This window comes from Kangiella marina (assembly GCF_039541235.1).
In the GTDB taxonomy this organism is placed as follows: Bacteria; Pseudomonadota; Gammaproteobacteria; order Enterobacterales; family Kangiellaceae; genus Kangiella; species Kangiella marina.
Genome location: NZ_BAABFV010000001.1, coordinates 1,096,579 through 1,118,848 on the forward strand (window position 1 = coordinate 1,096,579; position 22,270 = coordinate 1,118,848).

Genomic DNA, 22,270 nt, shown 5'->3' on the forward strand with positions numbered 1-22,270 from the left:
AGTACTTATGCTTCGCCACCGTCTGGCACGAAGACATAGCCCACACCCCAGACCGTTTGGATATAACGAGGATGCGCGGGATCAGCTTCAATCAATCGACGTAAGCGTGATACTTGAACGTCAATACTGCGCTCAAGCGCTGAATAATCACGGCCTCTTGCAAGGTTCATCAACTTGTCTCGCGACAGTGGCTGACGCGCATGCTCGACCAAAGATTTAAGTACCGCAAACTCACCGCTGGTCAGGGATATCTGCTTACCATCGTCCGTCATTTCGCGAGTGGCTAGATTTAAAGTGAAGCGACCGAAACTAATCACTGACTCAGAGTTACTCGGTGCACCCGGAATGTGTTTAGCCTGACGACGCAGTACTGCTCGAATACGAGCCAGCAATTCTCTTGGATTAAAAGGCTTGGCCAAATAATCATCCGCGCCCACTTCAAGACCAACGATTCGATCCACTTCATCGCCTTTCGCCGTTAGCATAATAATCGGTATGGGGTTGTTGTCAGAACGAAGGCGGCGACAAATCGACAGCCCGTCTTCGCCTGGTAACATTAAATCCAATACCATCAGATGGTAGTTCTCACGCTCAAGAAAGCGATCCATCTGCTCAGCATTCTCTACCGTACGCACGATAAAGTCCTGTTCCTTTAAGTAACGCTCAAGCAAACTTCTTAAACGCACATCATCATCAACCACTAATACTTTTGGTGTTTCTTCAGTCATGGTCTTTCCTGCCCTTCCCAACCAATATCATTATGCTTCGTTAATTATTCTCAACCGACTAAATTTGACAATTTGCTGAAACACTCACGGAATGTCGAATTTAGGCTTTTTTCGTATTTCTACAAGCACTATACTATGCCGTCATATTTTTCCCAATACGCGAAAACAAGATGTTACAAATTAACCAGCAAATTGCTCAAGAGCTCAATGTCCGCCCGCAACAGGTGGAAGCAGCGGTAAAACTCCTTGATGAAGGTTCAACGGTGCCTTTTATCGCACGTTACCGTAAAGAGGTCACAGGTGCACTGGATGACACCCAATTGCGTGACTTAGAGCAACGCCTCGGTTACTTGCGCGAGCTTGAAGAACGCCGTAGCGCCATTCTCAAGAGCATCGAAGAGCAAGAGAAACTTACGTCTGAGCTTGAAAAAGCGATCAAAGCCGCTGACACCAAAAGCGAACTCGAAGACTTATACCTTCCGTATAAGCCGAAGCGTCGCACCAAAGCTCAAATCGCGCGTGAAGCAGGTTTGGAGCCGTTGGCTCACGATTTGTGGCAAAACCCAACCTTGGATCCAGAAAAAGAGGCCGAAAAATACCTCAAGGAATCTGATGAAAAAGACCAGACGGTGGCTACCACCAAAGACGCGCTTGATGGTGCTCGTCAGATTTTAATGGAAGACTTTGCTGAGAACGCCGATTTGCTTAAGCAGCTTCGCGATTATTTATGGGAAAACGCTTATATCCAAGCCAAGGTCATTGAGGGCAAGGAAAAAGAAGGTATTAAGTTTTCAGACTACTTCGACCACAACGAAGCATTCAATGCCATTCCGTCACACCGTATTTTGGCACTGCTGCGTGGACGCAACGAAAACATCCTGTCTTTACAGATGATGTCTAATCAAGCGTTAATCAAAGATGAAGACTCTGCCGATCCTTGCGTTGGTATGATTGCTCAGCATTTTAACATTCACGATCAAGGTCGCCCCGCGGATAAATGGTTACAGCAGGTTGTGTTGTGGACTTGGAAAATCAAACTCCACCTCTACATGGAAACTGAGTTATTAACCAAAGTTCGTGAACAGGGTGAAGCGGAAGCCATTCGAATTTTCGCCAAAAACCTTAACGACTTATTGATGGCGGCTCCGGCTGGGGCAAAAACCACCATGGGGTTAGACCCCGGTTTACGTACGGGGGTTAAGGCAGTTATCGTCGATGATACTGGCAAACTGTTGGCCCATAGCACGATTTTCCCCCACGCACCGCAAAAGCAATGGGATCAATCGTTGCGCAAACTCGAAACCATGTGTGAGATGCACAAAGTTGAACTGATCAGTATTGGTAACGGCACCGCATCGCGTGAAACCGATAAGCTGGTCGCTGAACTGATGAAGAATGCGCCACAACTCAAGATGCAAAAAATCATGGTCAGCGAAGCCGGTGCATCGGTTTATTCAGCATCCGAACTCGCGGCTAAAGAATTCCCAGAACTCGACGTCAGTTATCGTGGCGCGGTATCCATTGCCCGTCGTTTACAAGATCCGCTGGCAGAGCTGGTTAAAATCGAGCCGAAATCGATTGGTGTCGGTCAATACCAGCATGACGTCAGCCAGAGCCAGTTGGCGAAAAGCCTTGATGGTGTGGTCGAAGATTGTGTAAACGCGGTTGGCGTTGATTTAAACATGGCGTCTGTGCCGCTATTAACCCGCGTTTCTGGCTTAAGCAAAACACTGGCGCAGAATATATACAACTGGCGTAATGAAAACGGTCGCTTTAACTCTCGCCAACAACTGCTAGAAGTTGAGCGTATGGGGCCGAAGACTTTTGAACAAGCCGCCGGATTCTTGCGTATTAATGACGGTGAAAACGCACTTGATTGCTCAGGCGTCCACCCAGAGACTTATGCTATCGTCGAAAAAATCATTAACGATCTACAACTACAAGACGTGCACCAGTTAATCGGCAATGACAAACACCTAAAGCAGGTTAAAGCCGAAAACTATACTGACGATAAGTTTGGTGAACACACTATCAATGACATCATCAAAGAGCTCGACAAGCCAGGGCGTGATCCGCGTCCGGAATTCCGCATGGTGCAATACAAAGAAGGCGTCGAGACCTTAAAAGACTTAAAGCAGAACATGGAGCTAGAAGGTGTTGTGACCAATGTGACCGCTTTCGGTGCTTTTGTTGATATTGGCGTTCACCAAGATGGTTTGGTTCACTTATCGGTGATGGCTAACAAGTTTATTAAAGATCCCAGCGAAGTGGTTAAAGCCGGTGATATCGTTCGTGTGTGGGTCACTGATGTTGATTTACAAAGAAAACGCATTAGCTTATCAATGACCGGACCAAGCGACGGCAGCGATGCCAAGCCGAGCAATAAGCCGCAGCGAAAGCAGAGTCATCAGGCTCACAAATCTGGCGCTAAGAAGTCACAGAAGCAACCTCAGGGTGCTTTTGCTGATGCCTTGTCTGCCGCGTTAAAGAAACAATAAATCATGCGCATAACGCTATAGGCCTTGTGTGACAACTGCTCCAACATGCGCACAACTACTTGAACTTTATGCAAAGTCCATGTAGTGTGCGCTAAATTGCTTGCTCAGATCGAGCCCTGTACAGAGTAAATTTCATGAATTTAAATAATAGAGGCTGGAACTTCTTAGGTGCATTTATTTGTTACCAGCTCATCGTTACCGCCCTGTATTTTCAATATGTTGATGGTCTTGAGCCTTGTCCTCTGTGTATTTTCCAACGCGTCATGGTGATAGCGCTAGGCGGCGTGTTATTAATTAACGCATTGCACAATCCTAAAATTCACTCCTGGGCTAACCGTATTTACCAAATACTCGCCTTACTGCCAGCTATTGGTGGTATCATCATCTCAGGACGTCATGTTTACCTTCAGCACTTACCCGAAGATGAAGTACCGGCATGTGGCGCGCCTCTAGAAACCCTGATGGACTACTTCTCTTTCTTAGAAGTCATACAGCAGGTGTTAGCTGGCGACGGTGAATGTGCCAAAATCAGCTGGAGTTTTATAGGACTCTCTATGCCTGAATGGATGCTGGTTATTTTTATCATAGCGACTTTGGTGATTGGGTTTAGACTCTTTAAATCTTTTCAACAACCAAAACCGTTCTAATCCACTAAATTACTAGGTGTCCTAATGATTCGTATTATTATTGAGCGCAATATACTCGATGGTAAAATTGACGATTATCACGCGTTAATTCGTCAAGCTAAGAACAAAGCTAGTAACGTGCCAGGCTTCTTGTCCGGTGAAATATTCCACGTTAAGGATGATCCACATCAAATCGTCGTGATGTCCTGTTGGGACTCCTTCGATACCTGGGAAGTTTGGGCAGACTCAGAGGAGCGCCAAGATCTACTGGATCAAATTCGCCCGCTACTGGAAACTGACGAAAAAGTTATGGTTTTAGAGTCTTCCCACTTGAAAAAAGATTAATTCATCATAAAATCAAAAAGTTAAAAAGGCTGCTTGGCGAGAAACCAAGCAGCTTTTTTTATTATCATCAGATAAAAAAACAAACATGGAGAATGTTTTAGTTGACTTAGTGTTAACTATATTTAACACTAAGTCAACTTAACCAACCATTGGATAGGTTCTATGTCATTGACTCAACTCTCCTTTAGAGAAAAAAGCGCGATTATTCACCTAATAACGTTGACCATCTTACTGGCCTTTACCCTCAGCATTATCTGGCCTTTTTTTAGCGGTTACGAAGAGTCCATTCTTAACGTCAAGCCTTTATGGGTTGCGATCATACTGTTTATTCTGCTTGAAATTATAGGGCATAGCATCGTAGCTGCACGCAACTCTAAAGAAGCCAATGCCGAAGCTGATGAACGTGAAAAGCTCATCGTATTAAAGTCTCACTTTTATGCCAGCCATGTATTGGCGTTTATTCTTATCGGCTACACTGCGTTTAGCATGTTATTCCAGATCCCATTTCTTAGTATCTACTTTGTGTTTATTACTTTTGTCGTGGCTGAAATAATCAACCAAAGTTCACTACTGATACTGTCGCGCCGTGGAGTCTAACCATGGCGAAGAAAATCCCGATCAGTAACACCATCAAAACACTGCGTTTTCTCAATGATGAAATGACTCAACAAGATTTAGCTGAGCAGTTAGGACTGACAAGACAGACAATAGCCGCAATTGAGCAGCGTAAATACTCTCCGTCTTTAGAAGTGGCTTTTAAAATTGCATTGATTTTCGAAAAGTCGCTGGAGGAGGTTTTTACTTTTGAAGGTGATAACTGAGATTATTCAGACTAGAAATACTTCGGCCACTCATACTTCAAGCGCCCTGTCAGCGCGTAATAAAACATTTTGTAATCAGCTGCCAGTGACCACAAAGGATACGTAAAGGTTGCTGGCCGATTCTTTTCTAAAAAGAAGTGCCCTATCCAAGCCGGACCATAGCCTGCAATTAAGACTAGAGGGAGGAACCACCAGTGTTGAGTGAGGATAACCCACACCAGCAATGCGGTGGAAAAGAAGGTACCGATATAATGTAAAAAACGGTTTCTGGGCAAGCGATGCTCACCCAGATAGTAAGGCCAAAACTCTTCAAAGCTTTGCAGCTTATCAGTCGCCATAGCCTGATTACTTCTTACCGTCGTCCATAGCTTCTTCAGCCTCTTCCTTTAGCTCTTCGGCTTCTTCCTTAATTTCTTGGACGTCTTCCTCGACTTTCTCTTCAAGGCTTTGTTCAGGTGCTTGGTACGGCTCTTCTGGATTCACGTCAAGCAACTCAACTTCAAAAATCAAGGTTGAATTACCTGGGATTTGCGCACGATCATTTTCGCCATAAGCAAGTTCCGCTGGAATCACGAACTCGTATTTATCGCCAACAGTCATGTACTGAAGACCTTCCGTCCAACCCGGAATCACACCGTTTAGATTGAAGTCGATTGGCTTGTTACGCTTATAAGAACTGTCGAACTCTTTGCCATCAATAAAAGTACCGCGATAGTGAACACGTACCGCATCTTCAGCAGTCGGACTTTCATCACCATCAGCATCGGTAATCACTGTATACATCAAGCCTGATTCAGTTATTGTCACGCCTTCTTTTTTAGCATACTCTTCTTGGAATGCCTGACCTTTTTTAAGGTTAGCTTCAGCTTCTTTTTTCGCTTCAGCTTCTAACTCGGCCTGACGCTCTTTCATCTTTTCATTCAAAGCCGTCTGGAACTCACTCATGTTCGCAGCAACTTCTTCTTCATTGAACTTTGCATTACCAGCAAAGCCGTCACGCATACCTTGAACGACTAAGTCTTTATCGATCTCAATGCCATACTCTTTAATTGAGTCAAAGTTCTTCGCCATTTGACGAGAAAAATTAACGCCCATAGAGTAAGCGGCTTTTTCATGCATCGTTTTAAATTCACCTTGATGCTGGCTTTCCGCAGCAACGCCCTTCTCACCAGCTTTTGTTCCTGCTTTATCATTGCTTGTATCACATGCAACTAGTGCACCTGTTAAAGCAACAACTACAGCTGTTTTTTTAATTGATAATAGTTTCATTGAGGCTTCCCCAATTGGTTAATTGTTGATTTAAGACATATCATTGTGCATAGATGGCGCAAAAATGCGAGTTTAATCACTCAACTTTTGAACCAGAGCACCCAGTCGCTTGGCCTCGGCTTCCGCCTCTTCACCACCATTGGTGGCGCGCACATAGGCAATAAGATTGGGCTCAGCCGTGGTTTCTTCAAGTACTGAATTGTTAAATCCTAGTAACGTTTCAAGAGCTTTCGCCTGAACCAAGTTCTCTCCTTTTAGCTCAAGATCGAGTAACTCTTGGTATTTCACGCGGTCACTCAACTTGATTTTTCGGCGACTTTGACGAATTTTCCGTACCCCATGACGCAGGCGTTCAGTCCGCTTCATGAGCATGCCCCAACCCGTTTTCGAAATGAGGTAGCGCCTTTCGCCCAACCAAATCGCCAGTAATAAAAAATTTACGTTACAGTTAAACCGGTTCTGCATTGCTAGACACAATGTTTGAACCTCACCATCGGCATATACCGCGCAGGTCCAATCCCAAAATTCATCAGCCCAATCGGCTGCAGAAATATCTTTTTTCTCAAAAACGAGATCCAAATTAGGTGCGTTACTCATGACTCTTCAACTGCCTTGTGAAAAATTGCCAGTATTAAAGCTATCCAGCTTGAAATTAGCAAGACTCCGCCTACCGGAATGATACTTCGTACCCATTCTTGCTGGGTAATGGCATAAAAATATAAGCCACCGCTAAAACCAATGATGCCGACAAACATTAACCATCCAGCCATTACTGTTTTACGGTTTGGGAATTGGCTAAAAATAATCCCAATCGCCAGCAATCCGATGGCATGATAAATCTGATAATTTACGCCTAAGTTAAACAAATACATCGAGTGGTCGGTTAGCTTCGTTGCTAAAGCATGAGAACCCACCGCCCCAAGCGCAACAGCCAACGCCATCAACATAGCGCCGTGGAGCAAAAAGTTTTTTTTCATTAGGCTTTTGACCTCAAGGTTTTTCGCTGGATAACATTATATGGCCCCGCATTATGACAAACTTCACAGTCATTGTAATTGTCTAGCTAAGCGGTAAAATGGCTAAAACACCAATTTTTAGCATATTTTGTCAAAAGAAAAAGGGTCTCTAGCCTCACGCATCGGTTTCGGTCTTGCCTTTGGCGCACTCAAGCTTTTTGCTAAACTCCCCTACCCTATGGTTATGGCCATGGGGCGCGGTTTTGGGCGTATGCTTTATCGCATCAAAAGCCGTCGCATAATCGTTGAGGCGAACCTGCGCTACTGTTTCACCAATAAGAACTTTGATGAACGCCAAACATTGGCCAAAAAGCATTTTCTAGCGCTTGGTGAAGGCTTTGCGGAGCTTGCATTAGCTTGGTATAAACCTTTCGATAAACTCGACAAATACCATGTTGTTAAAGGCCTTGAGCACTATGAAAAGGCTAAAGAAAGTGGGCAAGGAATTCTTTTTCTTGGCTACCATACCACCAGTTTGGAGTTGGCCGGTGCTTTTATGGCAAAGTATCTCGACTTTGCTGCTTTTTATCGGCCCAATAAAAACCCCGTTCTCGATGCGCACATCCAAGCCGGCAGAACCAATCGCAGTAAAACCATGGGCCGTAATGACATCCGCTCAATCGGTAAGTGGCTGAAGAGCGGTGAGGGCTTATGGTTGATGCCGGATCAAGATATGGGTCGCCATAGCACAGAATTCGCGCCCTTTTTTGGCAGTCCAGCCAGCACCCTAACCTCGCCTCAGCGTATTGCCAAGCTGGGCAAAGCGAAAGTCTTACCGGTCAGTTACCACAAGAACGATAAAGGCGTGATGACGGTCGAAGTCTTGCCAGAGATTGAATTCACAGGCGATGACTATATCGACTGCACCATGACCAATAAAATTCTTGAGGCCTGTATTATGCAAACCCCAGAGCAATATTACTGGGTTCATAGACGCTTTAAGACGTTACCCGACGGGCAACGCAATATTTACTATCAAAAACCACCCAAGCTGAAAGGTATTAGCGCTAAACAGCATGATGGTGCTGTCTATTCGGGCAAAATCTTATCGCGCTCTGAGGGATTGCCGAAACTGGTTAGAACCGTGGATGGACAGTTACTGAATGTGTTTTACCGTGGCGCCAGCTTTGGTTCCGATTTAACGCGCAAAGAACTGCGCACCATGCTCGCAAAATGTGCCATGCTGACATTCAGAGGCTTTTACACCATTACGCCACAGGAGTTCACGTTCTGCGCAGAACGTGATGCCTATATGTTGCGTTATCAAGAAACGCCGGGCGTTGCGCTCCACCACATCCCCCAGAGCCGACGCCACCCGACGGCAATTATCCTCGGTAGCTGGTTAGCGCAGCTGCATAACGAAGGGGTAAGGCTAGGAAAGATTCGTGAAACCAATCTCGAGCTACTGCCGAACGGTAGCCCAATCCTACTAAACCCTCGAAATTGCGAGTTTTTTGACCGTGGATTGAGTGAGAAAAAGCGAAGCCAAGATCGCCAGATGTTTATTGATTCGATTGGTTTCCTCGCACAAGATGAATCCAGTCAAAAACTGTTCCATGAGCAATACCAACTGCACCGACTTAATGAAATCGATCGTGCTGAATAATTATGAAGCTGACTGCATACCCTTTTTTGAGATATAACGCCCTGCTTTAATCCCTCGGTATAACAGCCAGAAAGACGTAATCGCTCGCATCGCCAGAAAGGCGAAGAATGACCACCAAAGTCCATGGTTGCCGTAACCTTTGCTTAAAAAGTAAAAAGGGATGAATCCCAATAACATGGCCAAGCCCATCGAGTTACGCATGGTCGTGATCGCCGAAGCCCCAACAAAGACACCATCGAGCCAAAAGCCCCAGATTGCCACCAAGGGAATTAAAATAATATAGATATGGTAAGGCTCAGCTTGCTGCCTGACTGACTCAATATCGGTAATCCAGCCAATAAAAGTTTCCACAAACAGTAAAAACGTCAAGCAAAAAGCCAGACTGGTGATAATCGACCAAAAACCACCAACATTAATACTTGCCCTAAAGTCACGCCACCGGCCCCGTCCTAAGGCTCTGCCGACTTGTGCTTCTACCGCATTCGCAAACCCATCCAACCCATTGGATATGACCAATAAGAAGTTGAGCAATACAGCGTTCACCGCCATCACCTCATCGCCAAGCTCAGCACCTCGTGAGTGAATGGTGAAAAACACCAACTCTAAAGCTAGGGTTCGTAGTAATAAATCGCCGTTTAACCGCAACAGTCGCTTGAGTTTGGCTAGGGCCAGCTGGAACTTCTCGTGAATAGGGTGTTTGTTAAGCAAGCCCTTTAGGCATAAGGCTGCATAGGCAAAGCCTAAAATTTCTGAAATAACACTGGCGATGGCGACGCCATCCACTGCCATGCCAAACCCCTGCACGAACAATAAGTCTAAGCCAACATTACAGAGATTGATAATCAGCAGCATGATGAAAGGAATGCGCGCATTTTGCATGCCGATAAACCAACCTATCATCACCGCGTTCAGTAATGTGAACGGAAGGCCCCAAATACGAGTATTCCAGTACAGCAGGACGCTTTCTTCAACGTCGGATGAGCCTTCAACCCACCATAAAATGAGCTCAATGATCCAAGGGTTCAAGAGTAATGTCGCGAAGGCAACTGACAACGCCAAAATCGATGATAGGTATAGCCACTGGCGAATATCATGATGATTTTCTGCGCCATAGGCTTGGGCCACAAGCCCTGTGGTGATCATGCGCAAGAAGCCCATGGTCCAAACAATAAAAGTAAAGAGTGCCGCCCCAAGACCGACCGCGGCAAGATGATGAGAGTCTGGTAAATGCCCCATCACGCCAGAGTCAACCAGCCCAACCAGAGGCACGGTCATATTGGATAACAGCATTGGCGCAGCGATGCGCCAAGTACTGCGATGTTGTTGTTTGTCGCTTAGATCATCTTTAATGTCTCGCAGCGACCAGATGCTCACAGAATATCCTTAACGTTGCTGCTTACTGCCCAGTAGCGTGGAGGTCACCTGCTTTTTCACGCAGAATGTTGTAGTCCTCGGAAACCGTTTGGATTAAATCTTTGTGTTTTGGCGTTTGATCGGGCGAAATATACGCATAACGACGGCCTAATGGATCAATCACAAACCATCGAGCGGTATGCTCAACCAAATAATTATCAGGATCATCATGCCCGGGAACCTTAAAGAAACTGACGCCAATCGACTTGGTTAACGCCTGCGTTTCTTTCAAACCCGCGTTAACACCGACGAAGTCAGGATTAAAAGCAGGAACATACTTGGCCAGCTTTTCAAGAGTATCGCGTTCAGGATCAACCGAAACCATGATCACCGTCGTGTCTTTTAGGTACTCCGGTTCAATATTTTTCATCATGCCGTTGATGTTTGATAAAGCCGTAGGACAAACATCGGGACAAGTGGTGAATCCAAAAAATACAATGCTCCACTGACCTAGAAAGTCTTGCTCAGAAAAAGTCTCACCGCGATGTGTTTTGCCTTCAAAGGCAGCGACCGAACGTGGCTGATCAAAAATACGAATGATCTCCATTCGCTTTTCAGCAAACAGTGTCTGATAACTCAAAACACCTGCCACTAATGATAAAAGTGCCACTAGGATGATGATTAAACGGGCCGAGCCAATTTGTTTGTTCATAAGCATTTTTTCACAACCGTTTGTCTTAAAGATTTGGACAAGCACGCTCAGTCAAAAGCGTGCGGTTTAACGACCTTTAAATAAAGGGATCAACGTAATGATCAACTAACAATACCGCGAAAAGCAACGTCAGATAACCAATCGAAACACCGAATGTTTTCATCGCAACGCCTTCTTTTTCCCTGTATTTCAAGACCATCGTGTAATACAAGAACCACAAGCCTAAAGCGATAGCACCAATTAAGTAAATAATACCGCTCATATGGGTTAGGTAAGGGAGTAACGTCGATAAAATTAATAGTACGGTATAAAGCACGATGGACGTCTTGGTAAAGTCTTCGCCATGAGTCACTGGCAACATTGGGATTTCCGCTTTCGCGTAATCCTCAATTCGATGAATTGATAATGCCCAAAAGTGTGGCGGCGTCCAGGTAAAAATAATCAAGACTAACAACCATGCATGTGGATCAGCACTTCCGGTAACCGACGTCCAACCTAGAAGAGGTGGGATCGCGCCAGACAAGCCACCTATGACAATGTTCTGCGGCGTCGCGCGCTTTAAGAACATGGTGTAAATAAAGGCATAACCAACCAGGCCGCCTAAAGTCAGTACCGCCGTTAGCGGGTTAACCAAAAACCACAACATGACCATAGCAATGATGGCCAAGGTTGCTGAAAAGGCAATCGCTTTGCTTGAACTGACCCGGCCTTGTGCCACGGGGCGCTGTTTCGTTCGCGCCATCATGGTATCAATCTTAGCATCGACCACATGGTTCACCACCGCAGCCGCACCTGATGCTAGCGCGATACCTATCGTGCCAAAAATCAAGGCCTTCAATGGAGGGAACCAGCTTTGGGTAACATCGTTCGCTAAAAACATGCCCACTACAGCTGTGAAGACCAATAAGTACACCACTTTTGGCTTGGTCAATTCGTAATAATCACGCCACGTAATCGGGCGCGTGTTTGGATACTTTTTCTCAGCTGACATTCTTCCCCCTAAATTGCCAGTTGACCACAAAATTCAAGGTGATTAAGGCCAACAATAAGATGGCCCCGCCACCGTTATGAGCGACTGCAACATACAGCGGCAAACCAAAGACAATGTTGCTGATTCCCAACAACATTTGCCCCACAAGAATCAGCGCTATGGCGCGCCCCGTATGACGCAGTAGTACGCTGTCTCGCTCACGAATGAGCAACACCGCCAACAGGCCCACAACTAAAAACACGATGTAGGCGCCGATACGATGGGTCACATGGATCGCGACTTTTTCACTATGCTCCAGCACGCCACCTTCATAGTTAATGAACGTCTGCCCTCTAGCATGCGCCAAGTCGGCTTCCATTTTTTCCAATTCATGCAGTTTAAACTCGTCGAAGTCGAAGCCCTTCTGCCACACATCAAATGCCCCAACGAAATCAGCATTCTCGGTCCAGCCAGAATTGCAAAACGGCAATTCGGTACAGGCTGTCGCAGCATAGTTCGATGCAGTCCAACCTCCGAGAGCGATTTGAATGACCACCAAAACCAAGCCCGTCATCGCCAGAGTTTTGAATTTTTTAGCCACAACTTGGGATAAGGACACTATTTTAGGTCGTAGCTGCAGCACATACAGGAACAGTAAGGTCAATATTGAGAAGCCACCCAGTAAGTGAGCCATGACAATAAAAGGATGTACCTTTAAGGTCACCGTCCACATTCCCAATAACCCTTGGAATATGACCAATGGCAATAAAATGCTCGGTAGCAGAATTGGAATCGACGGATCTTTACGCCGCCCTGCCAGCGCTCCAATGAACAAGATGACGATAACCAGGCCAATACCTGTTGCGAAATAACGATGAATCATTTCTGGCCAGGCTTTATCAGCTTCAAACTTCTGGTTGTATTTCAACTCAGCAGCATTAATAAACTCGACATCACTTGGCACCGTGTAATGACCGTAACAACCGGGCCAATCCGGACAGCCTAAGCCAGCATCGCTAAGACGCGTCCAGGCACCCAATAAAATGACGCATAACGCTAAAAAGCTGCCAAAAATCGCCAAGCGGCGTAATGTTCTCTTTTGCATAGGTTACTCGCTATAGACCAGTTATTTTCATTGCCTTACGGGCGTCGTCACGAATTCCTTTACTGCTTGCGATGGCTTCTTCCTGATTATTCACGGCATCATATTGCATAAAAATGTTGCCATGAGGATCCATCAAGTAGACTTTTCCTCTTTCTAAACTTGACGTTGGGTTCGTTGCTGAGCCTTTCGCTAGAAGGATTTTGTCAGCATCTTCAACTTTATCTTGGTAATTAACCTGCGACGGGAAGACCACTAAGCGCTTGAGTTTGTCGGCCTGTTTGCCTAAGGTTAAATGCGTTCGCGTCAACCACTGAACTGTGGTTTCACAGGTTTCAGCACAATCATCTGATTGCGGTAAGTAAATCCACCACCACAGGGTTTCAAAGTCACGAAAGTGCAGTTTGTCATCCTCGGTTGAGGTCCATTCAAACTGCTCAAAATGCGGATATGGCGCTTTGAGTAAGGTGCCATTGTTTTGAGTGGCAACGTTAAACCAGCCCATGTAATGGGCGATGTAGGCAACAATCACCGGTGCTGCGAATAACAATACCAGTCCCGATACTACGCGACGGTTCTTTGTTCTCTGTTTAAGATCAACTGCTTGTTGACTCATTGTGCTTTACTCGCTTCAAGTTCAAAATGATGAATAACATGACCAAGGCCAACGCCATGGCAAACCACTGAATCGCATAAGCGATGTGCTTTTCAGGTGGACTCGCGACTAACGGCCACTGACGCACAAACTTACTCGTTCTATCAGGCTGAAGCCTGATAATAAACGGGGCGCTATCATACCCCATTTGCTTTACTTTTTCTGCAACAGTTTGAAAATCAAACTGCCCCAGAAGCCATATGCCATCATATTCTTGCCAGATCGCGTTATCGGCCACGACCGAATTCGCGCCCTTTGAAAAATACAATGAGCCTTCCAAGCGCGCGGCCTCGAATGGCGGGATATTCGGGACCTTCTGATAAAAATCTTTACGCGGCAACCAGCCCCGACTCACGATGATCGGCTGTTCAAAATTAGTAGGCTGCCATAGGCTGTAAATTTCGTAACCTAAACGCCCGTCTCGCGTTTGGTTGTCAATCACCAAGTCCACCCCAGAAATAGGCTTTCCTTCGCTAGTCACCACCATCATATCCGGATCTTTAACCTGCAATGCCTCGCTCAAATCAACCGCTGGCGCTGTCGAGCGCTGTTCTAACGTATTGATTAGCTGACGTTTTTCTTCAGCACGGTCAAGCTGCCATAACCCTAGGCGAAGCAGTAAGGGTAGCAACAATATGAAGCCTAAAGTTGGGATAAGACTGGGCTGGAAGACGCGCTGACCAATAGTCAGGTGGAATAAGGGTCTCTGCCAAAATCGCTGCTTTTCTGGAGTATCACTCAAAGCAAAACCTTGTGTTTTTGTGCAAGAATGGGTGACTGAAGACTTTAAGGTTTCACTCACCAACTTTTCTCGTATAATGAGCCAAACAAAAGCAAAGCAGTCGTAGAGCACATTATGTGGGTTAAAGTTGTCGTTATTATATTAATGCTGGCTATATTATTCAGCCTTTTTCGTGGTTTATTCTTCCTCAACAAGGGTGGCGAAGAAAACAGTCGAAAATTGGTCAAAAGCCTTAGCTGGCGAATCGGACTAAGCTTACTGCTCTTTATCGTTGTTTTGTTACTGGATCATTACGGCGTTATCAACATGCGAAAAGGTGTTCTACCCGTTGATACGAGCCAAGAGAGTGTTGTGGACGAAACCACTGATGAGTCAAACTGATAGCACAGAGCTCGCTCAGAAACCACAGAAGTACTGCCAACAGTGTGGTCAGAAAACCTTCCGGCCGCACCGCAGTGTGCGCGAACTGTTGTGGGAATTTATAGAGAACTGGTTTGGCTATGATTCTAAGGCTTATAAAACCGCTAAAGCCTTATGTCGCCCGGCTTCATTAACATTAGATTACTTTCGTAACGCCCATCACCACAACCATTATGTTACGCCTATCCGGCTGTATATTTTCTTATCCATCGTCTTTTTCTTGTTAACCTCTTTTGGTGGCTTCAATCTTACCAATTTAGACATCGCTAACCAGCCAGCGGTCGAACAAGAACTCAATAAGGCTGTCGACGCCAACCCTTTACTCGATGAAGAAACCAAAGCAGAGATCAAACTTGATAATAGTCAGGTTGCCGAAGCGATTGCGACTCAGCAGACGACAGAGGATGACTTCGCAAAAGACTGTAAAAATTCGGATGACATGATTCTTGTCTGGCCGCCAGCGCTCGATGATTATTTTGATCGTAAACTGGGTATCCTGTGCGAGGCATACTTAGATATTCAATATCTTCCTGTGGAGAAACAAGGACAAGTTAAGGCACAGTTCTGGTTGTCAATTGTGCAAAGTTCTATCGAATCACTACCACAGACGTTTTTACTGTGTTTGCCGCTTTTGGCTCTGGCACTCAAGATTCTGTATATCAGACGCTCGCATTTATACGTTGAACACTTGGTATTACTGATCCATTCTCATAGTTTCATGTTCGCCGCGATCTTATTTTACTTAGGCTGGCATCAGTTGGTGGAGGCTATTGGTTGGTTGGATTACGTCCCTCTGGGCTGGGCGCTTCTGATCTGGACCCTAGTCTATCTCTACCTTTCAATGAAACGCTTCTACAAGCAAGGTCACTCTTGGACACTGTTCAAGTTTATTACTTTTAGTATTGTCTATAGTTTTGTGTTTAGTTTTATCATGGTGTTTGCCCTGATGCGGGCACTCATTTCGCTTTAGTCGCCCGACTTTTGACTCTGCGCCTGCTCATAACCCGTCATAAACAAGTCCCAGTCAGGCGCACGCCAATGAAACTGTGGCCATTTTTTGCTTTCTTTATCGAGAGAGCGCTGTAGTCGGCTCAAGTTTGACTCAAGGTTTGAAGCATTAGGTTCAACAAAACGCCCTTTATCGAAGTCAATCAGCCACAAAGCTCCCTCATCATCCATCAAGATATTGTGAATATTCAAGTCCGAGTGATAAACACCCTGATCATGGAACTGCTTGATTAAGGCACCGACTTGAATCCACTCACTGTCAGTAAGCGCTCGCTCACGAAGAATATGAAACAAATCTCTGGAGTTTTTGATCAGACGAATAATGATCGAGGCCCGATACAGTAAACCCTTTTTGCTGATCAGCAAAGCGACTGGCTCAGGAACTGGGAGCTGAAGTTTGCGCATCTTCTTTAACATGGCCTGTTCAAGGTAGGCCCGAGTTCGACGCACCCCTAAATAGAAATAACTATCCTCTACCCATTTGGACAATAGGCCGCCACGGAAATATTTCCTAAGTACGAAATGCTTACCAGCTTTCTCAAAAAAATAGGTGGTACTGCGTCCTACAGACTGACCAATAACTTCGTCATTGCTTTGCAGTTGTTGCGGGTCAAACCAATCCTTTGAAACCTCATCACGGTATTTTTTGATCGCTACTAGGTAGCGGCGATTATCAACTTGTTGAATTTTCACGCAAACTCAATCAAAGATGCGGTTGGTTTATGAGATACTATACATTAAAATCTGAAGTAACCATAACTTTCCCAGGTGTACCTTTTGTTAACAACACCCCCTGAACAACCTCAGTCGTTTTGCATCTTGCGCCTCTCAGCGATTGGCGACGTATGCCATGCTGTATCATCCGTGCAAGCTTTGCAGCGCACTTACCCTGAGGCGAAGATCACCTGGATTATCGGAAAAATTGAGCAAAAATTAATAGGCGATCTGCCCGGAATCGAATTTATCGTGTTCGATAAAAGCTTGGGCTGGAAAGCTTATCAGCAACTTCGAGCAGACATGAAGGGGCGCCAGTTTGATGTTTTATTGCATATGCAGCTGGCTTTTCGGGCGAATTTAGCAGCGTTTTTTATTCCCGCGAAGACTAAGATAGGTTTTGCCAAAGAGCGTTGTAAAGAGCTGCATTCTCTATGTGTTAACGAACATATTAGCGATAGTCGTGGTTATCATGTGTTGGATGGTTTTCGTGATTTCGTGCGAGCTGTTGGCGTAGAAGAGGCGTTACCAACGTGGGATATCCCTATTCCGCATGAAGCTAAAGCATGGGCGACAAATTTTTTGCCAAAAGAACCCTTCATAGTGATTTCGCCAGCGGCCAGCAAAGTCGAACGTAACTGGAGTACTGAGCGCTACACCGCGATTTCAGACTTTTGCCACCAACTTGGCTACCAAGTATTACTGACTGGCGGCCCCACCAGCTTCGAAAAGCAACTTTGTGCGGAGATATCGACAGCTTCCAGAGCTTACACCATCAATCTTGCTGGGCAGACGGATTTAAAGCAGTTACTGCTAACCTTACAAAAAGCCCAGCTGGTCATCGCTCCTGACTCTGGTCCGGCGCACATGGCCGTTACTCAAAACACACCGGTTATTGGTCTTTACGCACACAGCAACCCGAAGCGTACTGGCCCCTATCTGTATCAGCGCTTTATCGCTGATGCTTACACCCCTTTGGCCTGCAAAGAGTTGCAGCTTGAGCCAGACAAGATCCCATGGGGTTATCGCTTAAAAGGGCATGATTTGATGAACCATATCAAGGTTGAGCAGGTTCAAGAGCTCATAGTTCAAGCCATTGATTTTTATGGACTTGAGCAGCCTTTAAGTGAATCACCCAACGAGAGCTAGGCTAAATGGCTGCGTATAACACCATGCCAATTAGAACGATTGCCACCAACGCTTTGCAGACGTCCAAAAAGATCTCTTCAGCGTCGTACTCGTAATCATTGTCAATTTCAGTGCTTAGTTTGCTATTCTGTTTCATGTTCATTCCCCTATTGAATGATAAGTTCACTGAAGTCACACATACTTCCCTTCAGTCCATAGCTTTATCAAACACTATTTTTAGTGAAGCGTGTGTTTATAAATGTAAATAGCTGTGTCTTACACTGACAGTAGAAGAGAATTTCAAAGGGTTAGCATCAAATAGTGTCGAAGTATGTCGATACTCAAATACTCTTTTATCTTTCGCAACTTAAAAACTTGCCTTTAATGTGATGCTGAGTTCAACACCATCCAAAAACTCAGAGTTAACGGGGGAAGCAAGATCGACATTAATCACCTTCCTGCCGCTGGAGCGGGCAATAAATAAACGCAAGCCAACCCCAGCACTGACTAAGGTACCGGCTTCTTGATTAATGTAGGGACTGTCGCCGCTGGCTCGTCCAGCATCGATAAAGGCGGCATACCCCACATTCAATAACTTGAACCAAGTCGTACCCGGGTAATACCGCTTCTCCAGATTCAACAAAACACTCTCTTCCCCATGCTGATACTCAAGCGGATAACCACGCAGTCCAGACTCGCCGCCGAGCGAAATCGGGCGATCAATATAAGCGTTGTCTGCACCGCGATACTGCAACCGGCTATAAAGGATATGTTCCTCGCTGGAGTGGTAGAAATGCTCTAGGCCCACGCCGTAATAAGAGGTTTTACCCAAGTAATTACCGACATCGTCAAAGCTATCACCTTCTGAACTCGCGCTGGCGAAAAAATGGAATAAATGGTCCTCATGCGGCTTGACCACATAACGCCCCTTCCAAAAACCAACGAGACCTTTATCTTTACCCAGCTCACTGGTGTTATAACCCAGTCTTAAGCGATGATACCAACCAAACTGTACATCTTCGGTACGACCTATCAAATACAAATTCTTAGTCTGAATAAATTCATCTTTTTGATATTCCAGTCCTAACCAAAAATACTCCAAACCACGATCATAAGGTAATAAAGTCGTATCTGTCAGCGGCTCAAAGTGATTGCGATCTTTACTTAAACCGGCCGAATATCGCAACGAATGCCCATCAACCAGTCCTTGGGAAATACCATAAGACACGTCATACTGCTCAATATCCTGCTCGAAAATATTGACCGCCTCATCATTACTGTAAATCGTGTCTCTTAAGCGCTGAGAGTTAAAAAACGCGCCAGCTGCCCAAGTATCTTGTAACGTATAGAAAGGCTTACGAACAGAGAGTGAATACTGCTCGCCATCAGAGTTATTGGATAATGCGATAGCAGTTTGGACATGATGCTCAGTAGAAACATCAGAAGCTAAGACCAGGGTATAGCCGGAGCGGTCATCTTCTTTAAAATACTCTAAGGTAGCGCGTAGACCATGCCCCAACAGGTTATCATCCTCAATACCATAGGCATACTCGGTGACACCACCTTCGCGATTAATATCGACCGTCGGTACCAGCGTCCACGTTTCCCACGTCTCGACTTTGACATGAAGCCCCTCGCCACTTTCCGCAGGACGCCAGCTGACTTTAGCATCACGCAAAAAACCCTGACGTCTTAAAATACGTCCGGCTTCTTTGAGCAAGCGTTTATTGACCCTTTCGCCTTTTTTAAAGGGCAACAATCGCTCAATGACATAAGGCTTGGTATCAATATGAAGTTCGTCGGCAGTCTGATAAATCCAACCGGTACGTTCTTCTTCGCTGAAAATAGGATGGATCACGATCTCTATATCGCTGATCAGATATCCTTCTGGATTATCCTTTTGAGCTAGCGCAGCCATATTGCCTACCAGCAATAGGATGCCAAAAATTAATCGCATAAATTCCTTATATTCTTATCGGTCAATAACATCATAATGTATATCCAATATTTTCCCAAATAACTGTCATTGAGTCTGCAAAGTACATCAAAATGTAGGTTGAGGGTCATAGAAGCGTCACATTAACTTGTTACCGTTACTGCAAGCCATAGATGAGGTAAGCTCAATGACATTACCCGCTAGCCATAACCCTAAAACGCACTACCGCACCATCTGGATATCGGATATCCACCTTGGCAGCAAAGGATGCCAAGCAGACCTTCTGTTGGAGTTTCTCAAGCATATTGAATGTGACAAGCTTTACTTAGTGGGTGACATTATCGATTGTTGGCGACTCAAAAACCGTTGGTATTGGCCACAACATCATAATGATGTCGTTCAAAAAATTCTGCGCAAAGCTCGAAAAGGTTGCGACGTCATTTTTATCCCCGGCAACCACGACTCCCTTATTCGCGATTTTTCCAGCATGTCGCTTGGTAGCGTTAAAATTGTTGAAGAGGATATTCATGTCACCGCTCAAGGAAAGAAGCTATTAATTTTGCATGGCGATATTTTTGATAACGTGATGCGTTTTACGCCTTGGCTCGCCACCGTGGGCGATCACTTATATGAATTTTTGCTCAAGCTCAATCGCCCCATTAATGTATTCAGACAAAAGTTTGGTAAAGACTATTGGTCGCTCTCGGCGCACCTTAAAATGAAGGTCAAGAACGCCGTCAGCTACATCTCACAGTTTGAAGAGATTGCTTCTGAGCACGCTAAAAAGCACCATGCTGATGGTATTGTTTGTGGCCATATTCATCATGCTGAAATCCGCCAATTCAACGGTATTGAATACTACAATGATGGTGACTGGGTAGAGAGTTGTACCGCGCTTGTAGAAGATCAAGATGGCCACTTATCGATACTCGACTGGCACCAGCTACGGCAAGAGTATGTGCTTAAAGAAGTTCCTGACTTAGTGATCGACTCCCGCGAAGCCCTTTAGAGCTAATGGTTATAGGAGATATCAGACCAGACAGCAAATATCTACAATATATTTGCAAAACGAAAATACTGTGTTAGTCTCGACTCAAGCACTGAGGCAAATATTGTGAAAAACTAAACTGATGTTGAACAAAGCCCTAAACCTGCTCGCCAAGAGCTTAATCGTGATTAACGTGATTGTGGTGATTTTATTACCGCAACGAGGGCGCGCGTGAGTTAGATACACAACGAATAACGAAGCCCTCGAACTGAAAAGTCCGGGGGCTTTTTTTTGGCCCAGATAAAACATCACCTAGAGAAACAGAAGCAGAAAGAGAAAGAGGAAAACACAGCAGAAACAAACGTCGTCAACACTAATCAAACAGGCCCAAACGTTTGCAACGCTTTTAACCATTATGAACATACTTAACTCAGTCATTATCGTCTTAATTATTGTGGTGATTTTATTACCGCAACGGGGGCGTTATTGAGCTGAGAAAAGTCAACTAACAACCGAAGCCCCCGCACTGAAAAGTCCGGGGGCTTTTTTTTACACACGATTTTTTAACAACACTATTGAGACACAACACGATTCAACATTGGAGCAATTATGAAAGTAATGTACGACAAAGATATCAACACTGAAGCGCTTAATGGAAAAAAGCTGGTCATTTTAGGCTATGGCTCACAAGGTTTCGCTCACTCAAATAACCTTAAAGACAGCGGCTTTGAGGTTACTGTGGCGCTACGACAAGGATCATCAACTTTTGAGAAATTAAAACGCAGCAAGATCTCAGGCGCAACACTGGAAGAAGCGATCAAAGATGCCGACTTAGTGATGATGATGCTGCCTGATGAGAATCAACCAGAGGTTTACCAAGACTATCTCGAACCACACCTCAAACCTGGCGCCAGTTTAGGCTTTGCTCATGGCTTCAATATCCACTTCAATCAAATCACTCCTCGCGACGACATTAACGTTTTCATGGTCGCGCCGAAAGGCCCCGGACACACCGTTCGCTCGACTTACGCTGAAGGTAGCGGCGTTCCTTGCTTAGTTGCCGTTCATCAAGACGTGACTGGCGATACCAAAGAGTTAGCCTATGCCTACGCCAGCGCTATTGGCGGCGGACGTGCTGGGGTTATTGAAACCAGTTTCAAAGAAGAAACCGAAACTGACTTGTTCGGCGAGCAAGCAGTTCTCTGCGGCGGTACAGCAGCACTTGTTCAAGCGGGTTTTGAAACCTTGGTTGAAGCTGGGTACTCGCCAGAGATGGCTTATTTCGAATGCTTGCACGAACTCAAGCTTATCGTCGATTTGATGTACGAAGGCGGCATCAACACCATGCGTTACTCAATCTCCAACACAGCTGAGTATGGCGATTTAACTCGTGGTAATCGCTTAGTGACAGAAGACACCAAGCAGTCGATGAAAAATATCTTGGCTGAAATTCAAAGCGGTCAATTCGCCAAAGAGTATGTTGATGACTGTCGCAACAACTACCAAACCTTACACAAGCTGCGTCACTCACACTCAGAGCATCAAATTGAAGTGGTTGGTGAAAAACTGCGCGGCATGATGCCTTGGATCAAGAAAAAACCGTTGGTTGATCAAACCATTAACTAACGAAGGT

25 protein-coding genes are annotated in these 22,270 nt (G+C 45.3%); 11 read left to right on the top strand and 14 right to left on the bottom strand.

Annotated elements, in window-relative coordinates; all coding sequences use genetic code 11:
- Positions 1-5: 5 nt before the first annotated feature.
- On the bottom strand, positions 6-728 hold the full coding sequence (ompR, locus tag ABD943_RS04815; RefSeq protein ID WP_345292044.1) for an osmolarity response regulator transcription factor OmpR: 723 nt from the start codon (positions 726-728) through the stop codon (positions 6-8).
- 170 nt (positions 729-898) lie between these two features.
- On the opposite strand from ompR, the gene ABD943_RS04820 reads away from it, so the two are divergent.
- The 5 genes from ABD943_RS04820 (at position 899) to ABD943_RS04840 (ending at position 5,018) form a co-directional block, all read left to right on the top strand.
- Positions 899-3,226 carry a Tex family protein gene (locus ABD943_RS04820; protein ID WP_345292045.1) on the top strand — a complete coding sequence of 776 codons (2,328 nt, stop codon included), beginning with the start codon at positions 899-901 and terminating at the stop codon, positions 3,224-3,226.
- 134 nt (positions 3,227-3,360) lie between these two features.
- Entirely contained in the window at positions 3,361-3,873 is a 513-nt protein-coding gene (locus tag ABD943_RS04825; protein WP_345292046.1) for a disulfide bond formation protein B, read from the top strand.
- Between the two features lie 24 nt (positions 3,874-3,897).
- On the top strand, positions 3,898-4,197 hold the full coding sequence (locus ABD943_RS04830) for an antibiotic biosynthesis monooxygenase family protein (RefSeq protein ID WP_345292047.1): 300 nt from the start codon (positions 3,898-3,900) through the stop codon (positions 4,195-4,197).
- A 162-nt stretch (positions 4,198-4,359) separates the two neighbouring features.
- On the top strand, positions 4,360-4,794 hold the full coding sequence (locus tag ABD943_RS04835) for a hypothetical protein (protein WP_345292048.1): 435 nt from the start codon (positions 4,360-4,362) through the stop codon (positions 4,792-4,794).
- A 2-nt stretch (positions 4,795-4,796) separates the two neighbouring features.
- Positions 4,797-5,018, top strand: coding sequence for a helix-turn-helix transcriptional regulator (locus ABD943_RS04840; protein ID WP_345292049.1), 222 nt, complete (start codon positions 4,797-4,799; stop codon positions 5,016-5,018).
- An 11-nt stretch (positions 5,019-5,029) separates the two neighbouring features.
- On the opposite strand, the gene ABD943_RS04845 is transcribed toward ABD943_RS04840, so the two are convergent.
- The 4 genes from ABD943_RS04845 to ABD943_RS04860 all read right to left on the bottom strand — a co-directional run bounded on the left by ABD943_RS04845 (position 5,030) and on the right by ABD943_RS04860 (position 7,264).
- Positions 5,030-5,356, bottom strand: a complete 327-nt coding sequence (locus tag ABD943_RS04845; protein WP_345292050.1) for an Mpo1-like protein — start codon at positions 5,354-5,356, stop codon at positions 5,030-5,032.
- A 7-nt stretch (positions 5,357-5,363) separates the two neighbouring features.
- Positions 5,364-6,287, bottom strand: a complete 924-nt coding sequence (gene fkpA, locus ABD943_RS04850) for an FKBP-type peptidyl-prolyl cis-trans isomerase (protein WP_345292051.1) — start codon at positions 6,285-6,287, stop codon at positions 5,364-5,366.
- 72 nt (positions 6,288-6,359) lie between these two features.
- Positions 6,360-6,884: a TIGR02444 family protein gene (locus ABD943_RS04855; protein WP_345292052.1), complete on the bottom strand. Its 525-nt coding sequence runs from the start codon at positions 6,882-6,884 to the stop codon at positions 6,360-6,362.
- On the bottom strand, positions 6,881-7,264 hold the full coding sequence (locus ABD943_RS04860; RefSeq protein ID WP_345292053.1) for a DUF423 domain-containing protein: 384 nt from the start codon (positions 7,262-7,264) through the stop codon (positions 6,881-6,883). The genes ABD943_RS04855 and ABD943_RS04860 overlap by 4 nt, the downstream gene beginning before the upstream one ends.
- A 127-nt stretch (positions 7,265-7,391) precedes the next feature.
- On the opposite strand from ABD943_RS04860, the gene ABD943_RS04865 reads away from it, so the two are divergent.
- Complete coding sequence (locus ABD943_RS04865) at positions 7,392-8,909, top strand: lysophospholipid acyltransferase family protein (protein WP_345292054.1); 1,518 nt, start codon at positions 7,392-7,394, stop codon at positions 8,907-8,909.
- On the opposite strand, the gene ABD943_RS04870 is transcribed toward ABD943_RS04865, so the two are convergent.
- From ABD943_RS04870 to ABD943_RS04895, 6 genes are all read right to left on the bottom strand, one after another.
- Positions 8,910-10,283: an MATE family efflux transporter gene (locus ABD943_RS04870; protein WP_345292055.1), complete on the bottom strand. Its 1,374-nt coding sequence runs from the start codon at positions 10,281-10,283 to the stop codon at positions 8,910-8,912. It abuts the gene before it with no gap.
- 22 nt (positions 10,284-10,305) lie between these two features.
- On the bottom strand, positions 10,306-10,974 hold the full coding sequence (locus tag ABD943_RS04875) for an SCO family protein (protein ID WP_345292056.1): 669 nt from the start codon (positions 10,972-10,974) through the stop codon (positions 10,306-10,308).
- Between the two features lie 76 nt (positions 10,975-11,050).
- Positions 11,051-11,965, bottom strand: coding sequence for a heme o synthase (gene cyoE, locus ABD943_RS04880; RefSeq protein ID WP_345292057.1), 915 nt, complete (start codon positions 11,963-11,965; stop codon positions 11,051-11,053).
- Positions 11,955-13,049, bottom strand: a complete 1,095-nt coding sequence (locus tag ABD943_RS04885; RefSeq protein WP_345292058.1) for a COX15/CtaA family protein — start codon at positions 13,047-13,049, stop codon at positions 11,955-11,957. Before ABD943_RS04885 ends, cyoE begins: the two co-directional genes overlap by 11 nt.
- Positions 13,050-13,059: 10 nt before the next feature.
- Positions 13,060-13,662 carry a hypothetical protein gene (locus ABD943_RS04890; RefSeq protein ID WP_345292059.1) on the bottom strand — a complete coding sequence of 201 codons (603 nt, stop codon included), beginning with the start codon at positions 13,660-13,662 and terminating at the stop codon, positions 13,060-13,062.
- On the bottom strand, positions 13,643-14,443 hold the full coding sequence (locus ABD943_RS04895; protein WP_345292060.1) for an SURF1 family protein: 801 nt from the start codon (positions 14,441-14,443) through the stop codon (positions 13,643-13,645). Before ABD943_RS04895 ends, ABD943_RS04890 begins: the two co-directional genes overlap by 20 nt.
- A 114-nt stretch (positions 14,444-14,557) precedes the next feature.
- Here ABD943_RS04895 and ABD943_RS04900 point away from each other — a divergent pair, with 114 nt between their 5' ends.
- Positions 14,558-14,824: a twin transmembrane helix small protein gene (locus tag ABD943_RS04900; RefSeq protein WP_345292061.1), complete on the top strand. Its 267-nt coding sequence runs from the start codon at positions 14,558-14,560 to the stop codon at positions 14,822-14,824.
- Positions 14,811-15,833 carry a hypothetical protein gene (locus ABD943_RS04905; protein WP_345292062.1) on the top strand — a complete coding sequence of 341 codons (1,023 nt, stop codon included), beginning with the start codon at positions 14,811-14,813 and terminating at the stop codon, positions 15,831-15,833. The genes ABD943_RS04900 and ABD943_RS04905 overlap by 14 nt, the downstream gene beginning before the upstream one ends.
- Here the strand turns inward: ABD943_RS04905 and ABD943_RS04910 are convergent.
- A complete protein-coding gene (locus tag ABD943_RS04910; protein WP_345292063.1) occupies positions 15,830-16,564 on the bottom strand; it encodes a 3-deoxy-D-manno-octulosonic acid kinase in 735 nt (244 codons plus the stop codon). The two genes, ABD943_RS04905 and ABD943_RS04910, sit on opposite strands and share 4 nt — an antisense overlap.
- Before the next feature lie 84 nt (positions 16,565-16,648).
- Here ABD943_RS04910 and ABD943_RS04915 point away from each other — a divergent pair, with 84 nt between their 5' ends.
- Complete coding sequence (locus ABD943_RS04915; RefSeq protein ID WP_345292064.1) at positions 16,649-17,734, top strand: glycosyltransferase family 9 protein; 1,086 nt, start codon at positions 16,649-16,651, stop codon at positions 17,732-17,734.
- A gap of 1 nt (position 17,735) precedes the next feature.
- Here ABD943_RS04915 and ABD943_RS04920 read toward each other — a convergent pair whose 3' ends face one another.
- Both ABD943_RS04920 and ABD943_RS04925 read right to left on the bottom strand, forming a co-directional pair.
- Positions 17,736-17,870, bottom strand: a complete 135-nt coding sequence (locus ABD943_RS04920; protein WP_345292065.1) for a hypothetical protein — start codon at positions 17,868-17,870, stop codon at positions 17,736-17,738.
- A 210-nt stretch (positions 17,871-18,080) separates the two neighbouring features.
- Positions 18,081-19,670, bottom strand: coding sequence for a BamA/TamA family outer membrane protein (locus ABD943_RS04925; RefSeq protein WP_345292066.1), 1,590 nt, complete (start codon positions 19,668-19,670; stop codon positions 18,081-18,083).
- A 166-nt stretch (positions 19,671-19,836) separates the two neighbouring features.
- Here ABD943_RS04925 and ABD943_RS04930 point away from each other — a divergent pair, with 166 nt between their 5' ends.
- Entirely contained in the window at positions 19,837-20,658 is an 822-nt protein-coding gene (locus ABD943_RS04930; protein WP_345292067.1) for a UDP-2,3-diacylglucosamine diphosphatase, read from the top strand.
- A 588-nt stretch (positions 20,659-21,246) separates the two neighbouring features.
- Positions 21,247-22,263, top strand: a complete 1,017-nt coding sequence (gene ilvC, locus ABD943_RS04935) for a ketol-acid reductoisomerase (protein WP_345292068.1) — start codon at positions 21,247-21,249, stop codon at positions 22,261-22,263.
- Positions 22,264-22,270: the final 7 nt, after the last annotated feature.

What these genes read in the sequence shown, in the direction of transcription:
- ABD943_RS04830 (WP_345292047.1), top strand. Translation starts at nt 3,898, where the DNA reads ATGATTCGTATTATTATTGAGCGCAATATACTCGATGGTAAAATTGAC.
- ABD943_RS04835 (WP_345292048.1), top strand. Translation starts at nt 4,360, where the DNA reads ATGTCATTGACTCAACTCTCCTTTAGAGAAAAAAGCGCGATTATTCAC.
- ABD943_RS04890 (WP_345292059.1), bottom strand. Translation starts at nt 13,662, where the DNA reads ATGAGTCAACAAGCAGTTGATCTTAAACAGAGAACAAAGAACCGTCGC.
- cyoE (WP_345292057.1), bottom strand. Translation starts at nt 11,965, where the DNA reads ATGTCAGCTGAGAAAAAGTATCCAAACACGCGCCCGATTACGTGGCGT.
- ABD943_RS04860 (WP_345292053.1), bottom strand. Translation starts at nt 7,264, where the DNA reads ATGAAAAAAAACTTTTTGCTCCACGGCGCTATGTTGATGGCGTTGGCT.
- ABD943_RS04875 (WP_345292056.1), bottom strand. Translation starts at nt 10,974, where the DNA reads ATGAACAAACAAATTGGCTCGGCCCGTTTAATCATCATCCTAGTGGCA.
- ABD943_RS04825 (WP_345292046.1), top strand. Translation starts at nt 3,361, where the DNA reads ATGAATTTAAATAATAGAGGCTGGAACTTCTTAGGTGCATTTATTTGT.
- ABD943_RS04855 (WP_345292052.1), bottom strand. Translation starts at nt 6,884, where the DNA reads ATGAGTAACGCACCTAATTTGGATCTCGTTTTTGAGAAAAAAGATATT.
- ilvC (WP_345292068.1), top strand. Translation starts at nt 21,247, where the DNA reads ATGAAAGTAATGTACGACAAAGATATCAACACTGAAGCGCTTAATGGA.
- ompR (WP_345292044.1), bottom strand. Translation starts at nt 728, where the DNA reads ATGACTGAAGAAACACCAAAAGTATTAGTGGTTGATGATGATGTGCGT.
- ABD943_RS04920 (WP_345292065.1), bottom strand. Translation starts at nt 17,870, where the DNA reads ATGAAACAGAATAGCAAACTAAGCACTGAAATTGACAATGATTACGAG.
- ABD943_RS04930 (WP_345292067.1), top strand. Translation starts at nt 19,837, where the DNA reads ATGACATTACCCGCTAGCCATAACCCTAAAACGCACTACCGCACCATC.
- ABD943_RS04905 (WP_345292062.1), top strand. Translation starts at nt 14,811, where the DNA reads ATGAGTCAAACTGATAGCACAGAGCTCGCTCAGAAACCACAGAAGTAC.
- ABD943_RS04840 (WP_345292049.1), top strand. Translation starts at nt 4,797, where the DNA reads ATGGCGAAGAAAATCCCGATCAGTAACACCATCAAAACACTGCGTTTT.
- ABD943_RS04900 (WP_345292061.1), top strand. Translation starts at nt 14,558, where the DNA reads ATGTGGGTTAAAGTTGTCGTTATTATATTAATGCTGGCTATATTATTC.
- ABD943_RS04885 (WP_345292058.1), bottom strand. Translation starts at nt 13,049, where the DNA reads ATGCAAAAGAGAACATTACGCCGCTTGGCGATTTTTGGCAGCTTTTTA.
- ABD943_RS04845 (WP_345292050.1), bottom strand. Translation starts at nt 5,356, where the DNA reads ATGGCGACTGATAAGCTGCAAAGCTTTGAAGAGTTTTGGCCTTACTAT.
- fkpA (WP_345292051.1), bottom strand. Translation starts at nt 6,287, where the DNA reads ATGAAACTATTATCAATTAAAAAAACAGCTGTAGTTGTTGCTTTAACA.
- ABD943_RS04820 (WP_345292045.1), top strand. Translation starts at nt 899, where the DNA reads ATGTTACAAATTAACCAGCAAATTGCTCAAGAGCTCAATGTCCGCCCG.
- ABD943_RS04925 (WP_345292066.1), bottom strand. Translation starts at nt 19,670, where the DNA reads ATGCGATTAATTTTTGGCATCCTATTGCTGGTAGGCAATATGGCTGCG.